General features: G+C 68.7%; 14 protein-coding genes. 4 read left to right on the forward strand and 10 right to left on the reverse strand.

The features are described 5' to 3' along the window. Window positions 1–576: 576 nt before the first annotated feature. The gene (locus EV371_RS04010) at window positions 577–957 is read left to right on the forward strand and encodes a hypothetical protein (RefSeq protein ID WP_486484471.1); all 381 of its coding nucleotides are present in this window, start codon (window positions 577–579) and stop codon (window positions 955–957) included. Window positions 958–1,266: 309 nt separating this feature from the next. Then, window positions 1,267–2,505, forward strand: a complete 1,239-nt coding sequence (locus EV371_RS04015) for an IS110 family RNA-guided transposase (RefSeq protein WP_486484472.1) — start codon at window positions 1,267–1,269, stop codon at window positions 2,503–2,505. A 480-nt stretch (window positions 2,506–2,985) separates the two neighbouring features. On the opposite strand, the gene EV371_RS04020 is transcribed toward EV371_RS04015, so the two are convergent. The 8 genes from EV371_RS04020 to EV371_RS04055 all read right to left on the reverse strand — a co-directional run bounded on the left by EV371_RS04020 (window position 2,986) and on the right by EV371_RS04055 (window position 9,638). Then, window positions 2,986–3,267, reverse strand: coding sequence for a DUF7660 family protein (locus EV371_RS04020; protein ID WP_130465645.1), 282 nt, complete (start codon window positions 3,265–3,267; stop codon window positions 2,986–2,988). Window positions 3,268–3,310: 43 nt separating this feature from the next. Then, window positions 3,311–4,528 (reverse strand): site-specific integrase, encoded by a 1,218-nt coding sequence (locus EV371_RS04025; RefSeq protein WP_130460853.1) that lies wholly within the window; start codon window positions 4,526–4,528, stop codon window positions 3,311–3,313. Continuing rightward, on the reverse strand, window positions 4,528–4,710 hold the full coding sequence (locus EV371_RS04030; RefSeq protein WP_130460854.1) for a helix-turn-helix domain-containing protein: 183 nt from the start codon (window positions 4,708–4,710) through the stop codon (window positions 4,528–4,530). The genes EV371_RS04025 and EV371_RS04030 overlap by 1 nt, the downstream gene beginning before the upstream one ends. Beyond that, complete coding sequence (locus tag EV371_RS04035) at window positions 4,710–6,461, reverse strand: replication initiator (protein ID WP_130460855.1); 1,752 nt, start codon at window positions 6,459–6,461, stop codon at window positions 4,710–4,712. The genes EV371_RS04030 and EV371_RS04035 overlap by 1 nt, the downstream gene beginning before the upstream one ends. After that, window positions 6,458–7,042: a DUF2637 domain-containing protein gene (locus tag EV371_RS04040; RefSeq protein WP_130460856.1), complete on the reverse strand. Its 585-nt coding sequence runs from the start codon at window positions 7,040–7,042 to the stop codon at window positions 6,458–6,460. The genes EV371_RS04035 and EV371_RS04040 overlap by 4 nt, the downstream gene beginning before the upstream one ends. Before the next feature lie 49 nt (window positions 7,043–7,091). Continuing rightward, window positions 7,092–7,343 (reverse strand): hypothetical protein, encoded by a 252-nt coding sequence (locus EV371_RS04045; protein WP_130460857.1) that lies wholly within the window; start codon window positions 7,341–7,343, stop codon window positions 7,092–7,094. Next, complete coding sequence (locus EV371_RS04050; RefSeq protein ID WP_130460858.1) at window positions 7,340–8,938, reverse strand: FtsK/SpoIIIE domain-containing protein; 1,599 nt, start codon at window positions 8,936–8,938, stop codon at window positions 7,340–7,342. Before EV371_RS04050 ends, EV371_RS04045 begins: the two co-directional genes overlap by 4 nt. 298 nt (window positions 8,939–9,236) lie before the next feature. Further along, on the reverse strand, window positions 9,237–9,638 hold the full coding sequence (locus EV371_RS04055; RefSeq protein ID WP_101367335.1) for a transcriptional regulator: 402 nt from the start codon (window positions 9,636–9,638) through the stop codon (window positions 9,237–9,239). 139 nt (window positions 9,639–9,777) lie between these two features. Between EV371_RS04055 and EV371_RS04060 the strand changes: the two genes are divergently transcribed. Together EV371_RS04060 and EV371_RS04065 are read left to right on the forward strand one after the other, a co-directional pair. Beyond that, a complete protein-coding gene (locus EV371_RS04060) occupies window positions 9,778–10,620 on the forward strand; it encodes a GntR family transcriptional regulator (RefSeq protein ID WP_130460859.1) in 843 nt (280 codons plus the stop codon). Beyond that, window positions 10,617–11,306: an HAD-IA family hydrolase gene (locus EV371_RS04065; protein ID WP_130460860.1), complete on the forward strand. Its 690-nt coding sequence runs from the start codon at window positions 10,617–10,619 to the stop codon at window positions 11,304–11,306. Before EV371_RS04060 ends, EV371_RS04065 begins: the two co-directional genes overlap by 4 nt. Window positions 11,307–11,366: 60 nt before the next feature. Here EV371_RS04065 and EV371_RS04070 read toward each other — a convergent pair whose 3' ends face one another. Beyond that, window positions 11,367–11,834: an NUDIX hydrolase gene (locus tag EV371_RS04070; RefSeq protein WP_130460861.1), complete on the reverse strand. Its 468-nt coding sequence runs from the start codon at window positions 11,832–11,834 to the stop codon at window positions 11,367–11,369. A gap of 2 nt (window positions 11,835–11,836) precedes the next feature. Beyond that, complete coding sequence (locus tag EV371_RS04075; protein WP_130460862.1) at window positions 11,837–12,592, reverse strand: XRE family transcriptional regulator; 756 nt, start codon at window positions 12,590–12,592, stop codon at window positions 11,837–11,839. Window positions 12,593–13,094: the final 502 nt, after the last annotated feature.

Here is a 13,094-nt window from a genome sequence, read left to right on the forward strand (position 1 = left end):
ATGGGCATGGAGGAAAGTATCTATCGGGTTTCGTCCTCGACATGACGGGTATGCGACAGCATCCTTGTTCCTCATCGGCGGTGGATAAGCCTGGCCTGCACAACACCGTGGAACATCGTCGATTTCTGGAAGGACGCTGCCAGCCTGCGGGCCCTCGCGAGCACATGTCCAGGAGGTCACTGCCGGTCAGGAACAGCCGTCAGTCAGCATCGACTGCTTCGTTGACAGCAACCGCGTCGGACGTCGACTGTGCAACGAGCCCATGGAGCGCCGCCGGTCCGAGCTGACAGCCGATGCCGGATGCAAACGGACGTACGGCACATAGTTTGTAAGCGAGACGTCGACACAGACATCCGGCGAGGCGCCCCTGTCTACACCCCGCACACTGCCGAAACAGTCTTTTTTGAATCAAGAGCGCCGCGCTTGGACCAATCCGCTCGGCGCGCAATCTGGTTGCGACAGGAGGCGGACGAGCCGGAGCATTCGAGCGTGGACGCCGTGGTGCAGTGGGTTCGTACGTCATGGAGCAAGCGATCTCGCGGCGGTACCGAGGCCGCACGTCGTAACGCTGCGCCTGTGGCGTTCACACTGCCGGTGCCGGCCGCTCCGTTGGTACATGTGGTCAACATGCGAGAGGCGGACGACTTCCAGCCCGAGGAGTCGCTACAGAAGGAGCCTGGTGAGGATGTTCTCCTTCGAGCCGTAGACGGCCGGCTGCGGGTCGAGTTGGTTGCCAGCCCGTTCGGTATGCCGCGCCGCTGGCGGCGCCCACCGGCTGTCCTACTACGCCGAGGTGAGTGCGTCCGCTGGCAGATCAACTACCGCTTCGTCGGATCGTGCGGCAGTGACTGGTCCTATCGCCTTGACACGCTCAACCTGGCCTACGGCGCTGTGCCGGTCGGCGCCTTCCTGGCCGAGCCGGTGCACCAGGTCGACGAACGCGCCTTCCTGCGGTAGGCCAGCAGCGGAAGCGCCCGCTGCGGCGGTACGGAAGCCGCCGGGGCTGGCCGCCGTCGTGGTCCCGGCTCCCGGCTCGTTAGCCTTCCTGGTCGCAGCCGTTGATCGGTTGTGCCTCGCGGTCCCGACCGGGTACGGCCTATTCCGGAGGCCGGTTGGACGGCCAGCGGCAGTTCGCCGGCCTGGTCGGGTCCGAGGGCGTCGGACCGGCGTCAGGGAATCGCCCCGGTTGAGGGCCAGAGGTAACGAGCTTCCGGCGTTCGCCCTCGATCCGTGCGGGCTGTTCCGTCTGACGTGAGGGAGGGCCAGGTGTTCGTTGGCTGGGACTGGGGCGGCAGTGCTCATGACGTAGCGGTGATGGACGACGACGGCAGGCTCGTCGACAAGTGGAAGATCACCCACACCGAGGAAGGTCTCACCGCCGCGTTGCGCCGGTTGGTCAAGTACGACGATCCGGCCAAGCTGCCGGTGGCGATCGAGGCCAGCCGTGGCCTGGTGGTCGACCGGCTACTCGCCGCCGGGCATCCGGTAGTGCCGGTAGATACCCGCGCGTTCAACGCCATGCGGCCTCGGTGGGGCGCGTCCCGGGCCAAGAACGACGCTGGCGACGCGTTCAAACTGGCCGACTACCTGCGCACCGACCGGCACACTCTGCGCGTGTTACCGCCGACTCGTCCGGAGACGATGGAGTTGCAGGCACTGTCCCGCCTGCGCTCGGACCACGTCGCGGCGAAGGTCACCGTCATCAACCAGCTTCACGCGCTACTCGGCGCGCACTTCCCGGGAGCGCGCCGGCTGTTCAAGCAGCTCGACTCCGACATCGCGATGGCGTTCCTGGACCGCTTTCCGACCCCGCAGCAACTCGACGGGGTAGACCCGGGCGAGGTTCACGCCTTCCTACGGCAACACCGCTACCGCAGCCGGACCGGTGAGCAGGTGCTGCACCGGGTCGCGACAGCGCCGGCCGCCGCGAGCCGGACCAGTTCCCGCGTGGTGGCCGAGCTGGTCCGGTCCCAGGTCCGGATCCTTCGCGCGATCGTCGGGCAGATCCGCCACCTGGACGAGGTGATCGCCGATGCGCTGACCCGTCATCCCTACGCCCACCTGTTCGCCAAGCTGCCCCGCATCGGCGCCGCCAACTTCGGCCAGGTCCTCGCGGAGGTCGGACCGATGCTCGAACGCGGCGCCACCGCCGAACAGTTGGCCTGCGAGGTCGGCATGGCGCCGGTGACCAGAGAATCCGGCACGATCCGCAACGTCAGCTTCCGCCGCGCGGTCAACCTCAATGCCCGGCAGGCATTCGTCGTGTTCGTCAACAACAGCCGCTTCGACAACCCCTGGGCCGCCCAGCTCTACCGAGCCGCCCGAGACCGCGGCAAGCGCCACCCACACGCCGCCCGGATCCTCGGCCGCGCCTGGCTACGAGTGATCCACACCTGCTGGCGACACCAAACCCCCTACGACCCGAACCGGCACGCCTCCCCGGCACCCGCCGGACCACCACAGCCACCCATCACCGACACCGCGAACCAACCACCAAGCAGTTGACAAGGCTCAGGGAACTGCCGCGCCAGTCCAAACCCCGGACTGGCTTGCCACTGAGTCACCGGGGCGCGACACCAGCTCCACCGCCAGGAGGTGCCCGCCCTTCTCGCAGCCGCCGACCCCGCCCCGGAACCCGAGCGCCCGCCCGCCCCCGAGAAGGCGCCCAGCACGGTTCAGCCGCCGGGCAGAGGAAGGTCAACCGAGCCCAAGATCAGGGCGTCCTCAGGGCGTCAGGGCGTCTCCAGGGCGTCAGACGTCGCCCGATGTTGACCATCAACGCCAACCGATGCCAGAACATAGGACCAGGTCAGGGCCATGATCACGGCTCTGACCTGGGGTACGACGGACGAGTCGACCTGTACGCCGGATTATGACCTTGGCACCCATGCTGACCAGGGGCGGAGCCCGGCGACAACCGCTGTGGGCCGTCGCCGGGCCGTCAGGCCGTGTCGTAGCTACATCCAGATCGGCGACGTCCGCGCATCACTCGTAACCACTCGCCATCACAAGCAGTTCGGCGAGGAGCTGCCACGTCGGCTGGTCGGGAAAGCCTTCACCCTGGTTCGCGTAGCGGTTGGGCAAGGCTTCCAGAGAGGCCGACAGCGCGTCGAGGAAGCGCTCCAGGGTCGGGTTTTCCCACTCGGTCGGGTGCTGGCGAAGATCGGTCAGCATCTCGTCAACGACTCGTGCCACGTCGGTGTACGAGGCGACCTGTTCGAGATCGCCGACCTCGGCGGAGCGGCCCGTCTCATAGCGGTTGTCCATCGGTCCGTGGTCCTTCCCCGCGTGCCCTTCGATCCTCAGGGAGTCAGCTTGTTTCACCATCGTCAACCTCCCCGGGGCTGAACAAGCCGTCAATGGCGTTGCGGGTGCGTTCCTCGCTGGCCGGCATCAGGTGCGTGTAGACCCGCAGGGTGAAACCGGGGTCAGCGTGGCCGAGGTAGGACGCGAGCGCCTTGATGCTCTCCCCCGCGTCGAGCAGCGCCGAGGCGTAGAAGTGGCGTAGCGCGTGCATCCCGGTCGCCCGGGTCGGCGTGATGCCGGCCGCCACGACAGCGGGCCGCCAGCTCTTGCCGTCGAAGGTGCGCCGGTTGATCGCACCGCGCCGCGTGGTGGTGAACAGCAGCGGCACCGTGACCCGGTCGTCGTCGGCCGGGTTCTCCCACGGCAGCGTGAGCGACAACGGGGCGAAGTCGTCGAGGTGCTGGCGCAGCGCCTGGGCGACGGAGTCGGGCAGCGGTACCCGTCGGTCCCGGTCGTTCTTCGGAAGGCCGTACACCAGCCGGGAACGGACGAGCTTGACCTGACGGCAGACGTGCACCCATCCCGCGTCGAAGTCGATGTCATCGACCCCGAGGCCAAGGATCTCACCCTGCCGCAGCCCGCAGCCGGCGCCCAGGTCGACCATGGCGCGGTACCGCTGGGCGAGGGCACCGCGGATTGCCGAAACCTGTTCGTACCGCCACGGCACTACCCGACGTTGCACCGGTCGCGGAGCCTTGACCGACTTTGCCGAACACGGATTCTTGGCGATCCGCTCGTCGTCGACCGCCGCGCCGAGGATCGTCCGCAGGTGGGCGAAGACCACAGACCGGGTCGCTGGGGCCAGCTTGCCGACCATGCTGGCGTCCCACTCCCGGATGTGACCCGGCTTGATCGAGGCCAGTTGCCGAGAGCCGAAGAACGGCAGCAGATGCTTGCGTACCCGGAACTCCGTGACCTCCCGGGTCGACTCGTCGAACGACCTCGTCCGCAGCCAGGTTTCGGCGTACTCGGCGAAGGTCATCCGGCCGGCGATCGGATCGATGTACGAGCCCCGCAGCTTGTCCGTCTCAGTCGAGACGAGAAACGCCTCAGCGTCCCGCTTCGCCCGGTCGGGGAATGACCGGCTACGTTCCCGACCGTCCGGCCCGATGTAGCGGACCCGGTACCGCAGTCCCTTGCCGAACCGGTCGGATTTGACTCGTTCCTTACGGCCGCCAGGATGCCGGACGACGTCGTACCAGCGATCTTCGATGTGTGCCATCAGGCCGCCGCCTGCTGACGTACCCACGATCGGACCGCTTCCGGCTCGTACCGCAGGTGTCGACCGACCCGGGCCGCCGGCGGACCGTACTTGACCTTGCGCCAGCGGTACAGCGTCTCCGTCGGCACCCGCAGGTATGCCGCCACTTCCTGGACCGTCCAGAGCCCATCGCTCGCCACCATCACAGCCCCTCCCCCGTCGTGCCACCTGCTTCCGTCGCCGATCCGTCCTCCGGTAGCTGGGCAGCCCGGTCCCGCGCGGCGAGGAGTTCGGAGCGCCATCGGGCACGCTCGCTGATCGACCGCAGCAGTCGATGGGCCAGCGGCCCTACGTCGGGATCGTCGGGCCGGGCGAGTTCCCATGCGTGCCGGACCGGTTCGACGGTCGCGCCCTGGTCGTCGACCCCATCCAGGCCGACCGTCACGCCCAGCAGCGCCCGCACCCAGGCCCGCGCGTCGTGCTTGTGGTCGGAGAGCGTCTTGCCCGACCAGTCACGGGAGATGAGGATGCGCCGGCCGCCGATGCCGAGGGTGTCCCGCTGGTGCACCTTGCCCTTGCAACGGCCCGGCTTGAGCCTCGCGTGTGCCTTCTTCGGCTGGACGCCGTAGAGCAGCCAGTTCGCGCACCGGTCGGTACACGGGGTCACCTGGAGTTCCTGCCACAGCCGATCCAGGTGCGCCCGCTGTCGACCAGTCGTGATCTTGTGACAGTCGCCCGTGTGCTTGGTGATGTACTTCGTGACGTACCGGATGGTCCGTTCCGCGTCTTCGGTGCCGGGCATGACCCCTCGCGCGTCGACCTGGGCGCCGAAGCGCACGACGTGTACCGGTTCCGCGTCCGGGTCGGCGTCGATGGCGTCGAGCGCTTCCGTCCAGGTGGTAAGCGGCTCGCGGCTGTCCGGGTCGACCCACGACGACGCCTGCTCATCCCAGACCGGTAGCCGGTCGAGGGTGTACCGCTGCACGTCGGTCGACGGCCACCACACCTGGTGGTATGTAGCCGCCGCCACTGTGCGCAGCACCTCCCGGGGGATGGTGCCCCGGATGGCGAAGTGCGCGTGTGGGGCCAGTCGTCGTTGCGGCTCGACGCACCCGGCGTACTGGACGTTCCAACCCTCACAGCGCCGGAGGTTCTGCCAGAACCGATCCAGCAGCCGAGGGAAGTGAACCGCGTCCCAGGCCGCCCGCCGATAGTCGTACCGGTCAGGGTTGACCGGGGTGCCGTCCGGGCGGACCGGGCCGTACGAGTCCAGGGTGAGCGTCAACCACATCGACGGCCGGTAGGTCGAGCCGTCCGGGGCGGTGTACGTCTTCCCGACCGTGCGCCGCTCGACCTTGCGCCGAGGCAGATCCGGGGCATCCTGCCGCCGCCGAGTGGAGCGCTTGCGGCGCCGGCCGGTGTCCTCGTCGCCCTGGTCGTCGTCGCCGGTCGAGTGCGGGGGTGCGACCCGTCCCCGGAGCCCTTCGGCCGCAATCGCCTCTTCCACCTCCCGGATTGCCTCGTCGATGTCGGCGACCTGGTCCAGCTGGGACGCCCGGGATGCCTCGTCGCGGGAGAACTCTAGGTGCCCGCGCAGCACGATCAGCGCCTTCTGTTCCTCGGTCGCCGGTTCCGGGGGCGGTAGCGGCTCGTCGTCGCGGTGCCAGCCCTCCCGGATCTGTGCCTGCCGCAGTCGGCGGTTCTTCTTGGCGCACGGTGGGCACTTGTCCTCCCGGGTCGCGCCGCACGGTAGGTCGATCACCTCGGTCAACCCGGTGGCGAGGTCGGTGCGACGCATGGCCAGGGGGCGGATGCAGACGCCGTATTCGGTGGCGATGTCCCGCAGTACGTCCACCGCACGGGGCAGGCCCATCCGTGCCGCCCGGGACCCCGGCCGAGGGGGCTCGACGACCGGGGCGGCCGGGGCGAGGCCGGGCAACGTCGCAGCGGTCATCGCACGATCCCGACGACCTGAGGCCGATCCGCGCGGACCACACCCAGCGGAGGCCGGACCGCCGACGGGACCCGTTCGGACGTGACGACGGGGACGGGTAGATGGTCGGTCGGCTCGGTTTGCCGAACGGGTTCCGGCTCCGAGTCGGGCTGCTCGACGACGGTCGCCACCGGTTCGACAGATGCCGGGTCGGCAGCGCGTTCCGGGGTCGCGGGTGCGCTGGACAGTACGACTTTGACCAGGGCGAGGAAGGCGAGGGAGGGGACGGCGGCGACGATCCAGCCCCACACCGACGGTTCGGCTTCGGCGACCTGGGCCGCCAGGGACAGCAGGGCGAACCCGACCAGGAGGACGCCGACCAGGCCGACGGGCCGACCGTTGCGACGGCGGGCGCGGATCTCCAGACCGAGGTAGATGGCCATCAGCTCGACGGCTACCGCGTTGGCCCAGCCGATCCAGTCGGGTTGGCCGTGCGCGACGGTGAGGTCGTGGACGTGGGTGAAGGCAGCAGCGCCGGCCATCCCGCCGATGGCGAGCAGGATCAGCACCCGTGCGAGGGATTCGGCCCGGTGGCGGATCACGGTTGACCTCCGTTCGAGTTCTTCCGGGTGGTGAAGGGGTGCACGGCGGTTACCTCCGGGCAGGGCGTACGTCGGTGCGGATGTGGTCGGGCGGGTCGCCGAGGGATGCGACGGCTTCGGAGAGACAGCGCCACAGCGCCCACGCCTCGTCGGGGGTCAGCGACATCCGGCGCCGGCCCGCGCCGACGGCGAGATAGATCGGGTACGGGTCGGGCCGGTCGGGGTCGACCCGGACGGATACCGCCGTGGCGGGTTCCGGTGTGCGGAGCCGGTAGAACCGCCGTCCGGGCGGTGCGGTCATCGGCGCTCACCGCCGTTGTCCCGGTCGAGCAGGTTCCGCAGCGACTCCGGCAGCAGCGGCCCGGACGGGCGCCGAGGCAGCGGCACGCGGGTCGGTTCGCTGGCGGTTTCCCGGCCGACCTGGGCGAGGATGTCTGCCGCGTCGGCCGGCGCCGGGTACTGACTGGCCATGGCCCGGATGTCGTCGTCGGTGACGTAGGAGAAGCGGACCCGCATCGGTTCCGGGGTGCCGTCGAGGATCACGTACCCGACGCCCTTGGCCCATCGGGGCATCTGGTCGGCCAGTGCGCCCCGGTTCCGGGCACCGTCGCCGAGCACCATGTCGACCTGCGACGCTTCGGTCAAACCCAGCGCGATCCGGGTCGGGAACAGGTCCCGGAACGGCAGTACCTCCTTGCGCGGGTCCTGCAACGCGGCGACGACCAGGACCCCGACCCCGGCCCCCTGGGAGAGCAGCACCCCCAGCGACGACGCGATTCGCTTGCGCAGGTCGGCATCTTGCAGGTACGCCGTCAACGCGGCCATCTCGTCGATGACGACCACGACCAGGGGGTCAGCTTCGGTCGGGGTGTGTACCCGGACGACGCCGGCCAGCCGGGCTTGCCGTTCCCGCAGGACCGCTACCGCCTCGTCGAGCAGGTCCGCCATCGCTTCGAAGGACTTGCACGCGAACCGGGCGAACATCGGCCGCCCGATGGCGAACTCCATACCGCCCTTGGGGTCGATGACCCACAGCCGCACCAGGCCGGAGGCGACCCCGCCGCCGAGAGCTCGAACCAGGGACCAGAGCACGGAGCCCTTGCCCCGCCGGGTCGCACCGCCGACCAGGACGTGTGTCGCCAGCAGGTGGAGCGACCAGGTACGCAGGTCTTCCCGTCGGGCCAGGTCCAGCGCGGTGAAGTCCGGCACCGTCGGGACCGGGAAGGGTGGGACGACGGTACGCAGCGCATCGGTGCGTACCAGCGCCAGGTAGACGACCGTCGGACGGTCCCGGAAGCGGACCCGGTCGACCGCCCGCAGCAGCCAGGCAGCCCGGCCGGTACGGGCCGGCGGATCGTCGGGTCGCTCGGAGTAGACGCGGGCATGACGCCGACCGAAGGCGTACGCCAGGTTTGCCGTGACCGCCTGGAACTCTTCCGGTGTCTGGCCCCGGACCATCCGGATGGTCAGCACGTCGAGCGCCGGATCTGAGCGGACGGCCAGCAGTTCCGGCAGGACGATCCGATGGTCGTACTTCGCGGACAGCCCGCACAGGGTCATGGCCTCGCGCCACACCCGGCGGTAGACGAACACCCGCCGGAACGAGCCCAGCAGCGGACCCGCCAACCAGGTCCACCAAGACGACTCGTGCCGCCACCGCCACACCGCCGAGGCCGCCGACAGCAGGACCGCCGGCACCACCAGGCCGGGCCAGCCGTGCTCGACGTAGAGCCAGACAGCCAGGGCCGCCGTGCCGGTGGCGACCGGGTGACGCAGGCACCACCAGGCCGCCCGCCAGGACCAGCGCAGCAGCAGGCCGAGCAGCACCGCCCAGACCGGCAGTTCGAACCGCTTCGGCCGAGCGATCAGCAGGTCACCGGCCGAGGTCGTCACCACTTCACCGCGAGGCCGCCCTATCACTTGGCACCCCGCAGGGACACGAACCGGCCCGATGCGTCCCGCACCGGAGGCAGCGGAAGGACGAGCTGATTCGCACAGCTACCGCACCGGCCCTCACCACCGGTGGCCGGGTCGAATCGGGACTGACACACGGTGCACCGGGGCCAGTCACGGCCAGCCGGACGCCTACGCTTGGACACGTCACTACCTCTCTCGTCACGAGCAGGGGGAAGACAGAGAGGGGCGGGGCTGCCGTTCCGCCAAGATCAGACAGCCCCGCCCACACTTGAAGCGGCTACGCAGCCGCCTTCTGCTTGCCGGCCACGCCGGCCGGGGCACGCATCGCGGTAGCCCGCAGGGAGTACGCCATCCGGCCGTTGCTGGCCACGTACGGCGTGACCGTCATCCCCTCGAACTCCACCGCCTCGAACGGGGCGCCGGTCGGCGGGACGGGCTGGTAGTCGGCCGAGATCTTGACCGTCGTCTCCCGCGACCGCTTCCCCAACTCCGGGTCAAGGTCCATCACCCGGACCTGCCACACCCGCTGACCCGTCACCTTGTCCTTCGCCGGAGACCGCCGGCCGGTCTTCTCGTCGTAGTCCTCCACCTCACCCAGCGACTCGGGCACCAACGCGCACCCCGCCGGGAACACGTCCTCACAACGCACGGCGAACCTCGTACCGCCACGCAGAGCTATCGCTCAGTACCTCCACCTGTCGCCCTGGCTGGCTTGACTAGCCAGGTTGTGTGGATCAAAGGTAGGTCGGCTTGGCTAGTCATGTCAATGACAGTTGGGGGACTTTCCTAGCTTGGCTAGTCAGCGGTAGTGTCCGTCCATGAGTCTTGACCCTGACGACCCACGCACCCCGTCGCAGCAGATCGCCGCCGTACTCCGCGCCGAGATCAAGACAGGCAAATTCGCCCCCGGCGAGAAACTGCCGTCACAACACGACCTCGTCGAACGGTTCAGCGTCGCCCGCGAGACGATCAAGGCAGCGCTACGCAAGCTGCAAGAAGAACGGCTGATCGTCACCCGCCAGGGCAGCGGCACCTTCGTCCGCGCCAACACCGAACGCCCGGTAGGACTCCGACCCCACGTCGAACGCGCCTTCGAAGCCACGAACGTCACGATCGACTTCGCCGGCTTCTCCGGCGAGACGCTCTACAACGCCATCCAAGAAACCCTGGACAAGGTACGCATCGGCCGACTCACCCCGGAGTCGATCCGGCTACGGGTACTGATCTCCGACATGACCGCCCCGATGGCAATCCCCTGCCGCGCCGAGGACCAGGCCGACGACCCCGCCATCCGCGACCGCGCCCGCCGGATCACCGACCGATCGATCCACGCCATGACCGACGCCGTACAGGAACTCGCAGACCTGGGCCTGGTCAAGACCGCCACCGCCGACGTACGGGTCCACAAAGCAGCCCCGCTGTTCAAGCTGTTCATCATCAACGAGCAAGAAGCGTTCTTCGGCTTCTACCCGGTTGTCGAACACACGGTGATGATCGACGGCAAGCCGATGGCGATCTACGACGCGATGGGCAAAGACGCGATCCTCTTCCCGTTCACGCCCAGCGACGAAGACGCCTCCAATGACGCCCTCTACGTGGAGCAGGCCCGCGCCTGGTTCGACAGCATGTGGACAACGATCGCCCGCGAGTACGCCTCGTGAGCCCCACCGACCTCGCCGCCGTCGTCGACCGCGCCCGCGTCATCCTGCTCGACTTCGACGGACCGGTGTGCAGCATCTTCGCCCAGCACCCCGCCTCGACCGTCGCCCACGAACTACGCCGCCTGCTCGTCGACCAGGGCGTGACACTGCCCGCCGACATCCTGCACGAGCCCGACCCGCTGGCCGTCCTCCGCTTCACCGCCACATTGGGCCGCCCCGCCGTCGTCCGCCAGGTCGAAGAGGTGCTGACCCGCGAGGAGGTCACCGCAGCCCGGACCGCCGAACCGACCCCGTACGGCCGCGAGGTCATCGTCGCAGCACACCAGACCCGCCGCCGCGTCGCCGTGGTCTCGAACAACTCCGCCGACTCCGTCCACGCCTACCTGAGCGGGCGCCGACTCACCAACTACGTACACCCCGTCATCGGCCGTACCCCCGCCGACCCCGACCGGATGAAGCCGAACCCCGCACCGATCCTGGACGCGCTCCGGGAGCTGCACGCCGACCCTGGACATTGCGTCCTGGTCGGCGACTCACTCAGCGACATCGAAGCGGCCCACGCCGCCGGAGTCGCCGCCATCGGGTACGCCAACAAGCCCGGCAAACGCCAGCGGTTCGCCGCAGCAGACGCGGTCATCGACAGCATGGCCGACCTGGTAGCCGCCTTCGCCGTCGACGAGTTGTAGCAGCACCCACCCCGCACACGAGCGCCCCGGTCGATCATTCCCGGGGCGTTTCTCGTGCCCTCAGTCGACGTGCGGCACCCGACCCGCGAGGTAGTCCGCGATCTGGCGCCGCATCGTCGGATGGATGTCCAGCCCCGCCAGCTCGTCAGGCAGGAACCAGGCAACGTCACTCGCCTCGTCGTTCGCCGCCGGAGCACCGCCAACCGGCCGGGCCAGCAACGTCACCTCGTATTCCTGCCGGACCTCACCATCGGAGTACGCCACGATGTGCCCCGGGTCGGAGTAGAGGCCGACGATGCCGGTCACCTCGACCTCGACCCCGGTCTCTTCCAGGGTTTCCCGGACCGCGCACTCTGACGGAGTCTCGCCGATCTCCATTTTGCCCATCGGCAACGCCCACTGGTCAGTGTCACGTCGCCGTTGCAGCAGGATCGCGCCCTGGTCGTCGACCGCCAGCACCCCGCAGGCAGGGACGAGTGTGTTCGCCTTCGGCGCGTCCGGATCGTTCCAGTGCTCGACGCGACCCATCCTCAGACCTCCGTCCCCAGCCACGGCACCGCCGTAGCCCACACCCGGTCGAAGCTGGCCGCGTAGTGATCGAACAGCCCGCCACCGTCGACCTTACGGAGATGGAACGTCGGATTGGCCGACGCCGCCTCACCATACGCATGCGGGTTGGTCAGAATCTCGTCGTCGTACCGGAACAGGCTCGCGTAGAGCGTCGTCGGATGAAGCCGAACCTCACACCCGTCCACGCCGCCCAGCTCCCGGTAGTACGTCAACGACGCACGGATCTTCGCCGCCAGCGTCCCGCCAAGCCCCTCCTCCCGATCCCGAACCGCAACAGCGTCACTCGCCGGGTCACCGAAGCACAGCCGGACCTGCACCCCGGCCGACAGGCGGTCAGCAAGCATGCGCGCCACGCGCGGCTGCGTCTGCGCGAAGAACGTCCCGGAGAACACCAAAACGTCTATCCGCTCCTGGGCCTCAGTGAGCAGCCGTAGCCACGTCTCACGCGGCACCGACGCCCGGTCCGGAAACACCTCGATCAATTCCGCGCGGCTGGCCTCTTCGCGCTTACCGGCGACCGACGCGAGCACCGCCGGCCACAGGTACGCCTCTTCCGCACCCAACCGCCGCGCCGTCACCCACCGATGACGCCGATGAGGAACCCGCCCCAGACTGATCCACCGCTCCACCGTCTTCGGATCAACACCGCACTCATCGGCCAGGTCCTCAACGCGTACCCCACGACGAACCATCACCGTCCGCAGACGTTCGTTCATCTCTCCATTGGACGTTTCCTGCACCGGACGTTTCAAGCCCGTCAGAGGACGTTTCCCAACGCCCCCAGACGTCGACCAGCAGTCCACCAGGGCGGATGCGCCGTACCCACCACCCGCCGTTGACTACACACCGTCGTACGGAATTGTCCCTGTTCTCGTGCCCGCCGCCATGGCCGCGAGGGCAGGTGAGTGCGACACCAACGGTCGGGGTGCGGGTCGTCACCCTCTAGCCCGCGCCCCGACCTCTGGAACCGAGAGGAGAACGGGACGTGTCCGGACGCCGACGCCCCAGAGAGTGGCCACCTCGAAACTCGATCATCCCTCGTGCCAGCCAGCATCCAGCATGGGTGACTGAGCCGGCCGAGCCGGATGATCGATTCGTCCTGCACATGCCCTTCCGGGCCGCAGACGTAGGCGCGGCCTTCGAAAGAGCGGGATTGGTCGCCGACATCTTCATGTTTCTCCCCGACTTCGACCGAGGGGAAAGCACTATCACTTACGA

Source organism: Plantactinospora sp. CNZ321 (assembly GCF_004217235.1).

Bases quoted from the DNA above. Each gene is read 5' to 3' on its own strand.
- EV371_RS04030 (WP_130460854.1), bottom strand. From the start codon at position 4,710: ATGGTGGCGAGCGATGGGCTCTGGACGGTCCAGGAAGTGGCGGCATAC.
- EV371_RS04060 (WP_130460859.1), top strand. From the start codon at position 9,778: ATGAGTCTTGACCCTGACGACCCACGCACCCCGTCGCAGCAGATCGCC.
- EV371_RS04075 (WP_130460862.1), bottom strand. From the start codon at position 12,592: ATGAACGAACGTCTGCGGACGGTGATGGTTCGTCGTGGGGTACGCGTT.
- EV371_RS04025 (WP_130460853.1), bottom strand. From the start codon at position 4,528: ATGGCACACATCGAAGATCGCTGGTACGACGTCGTCCGGCATCCTGGC.
- EV371_RS04035 (WP_130460855.1), bottom strand. From the start codon at position 6,461: ATGACCGCTGCGACGTTGCCCGGCCTCGCCCCGGCCGCCCCGGTCGTC.
- EV371_RS04045 (WP_130460857.1), bottom strand. From the start codon at position 7,343: ATGACCGCACCGCCCGGACGGCGGTTCTACCGGCTCCGCACACCGGAA.
- EV371_RS04020 (WP_130465645.1), bottom strand. From the start codon at position 3,267: ATGGACAACCGCTATGAGACGGGCCGCTCCGCCGAGGTCGGCGATCTC.
- EV371_RS04070 (WP_130460861.1), bottom strand. From the start codon at position 11,834: ATGGGTCGCGTCGAGCACTGGAACGATCCGGACGCGCCGAAGGCGAAC.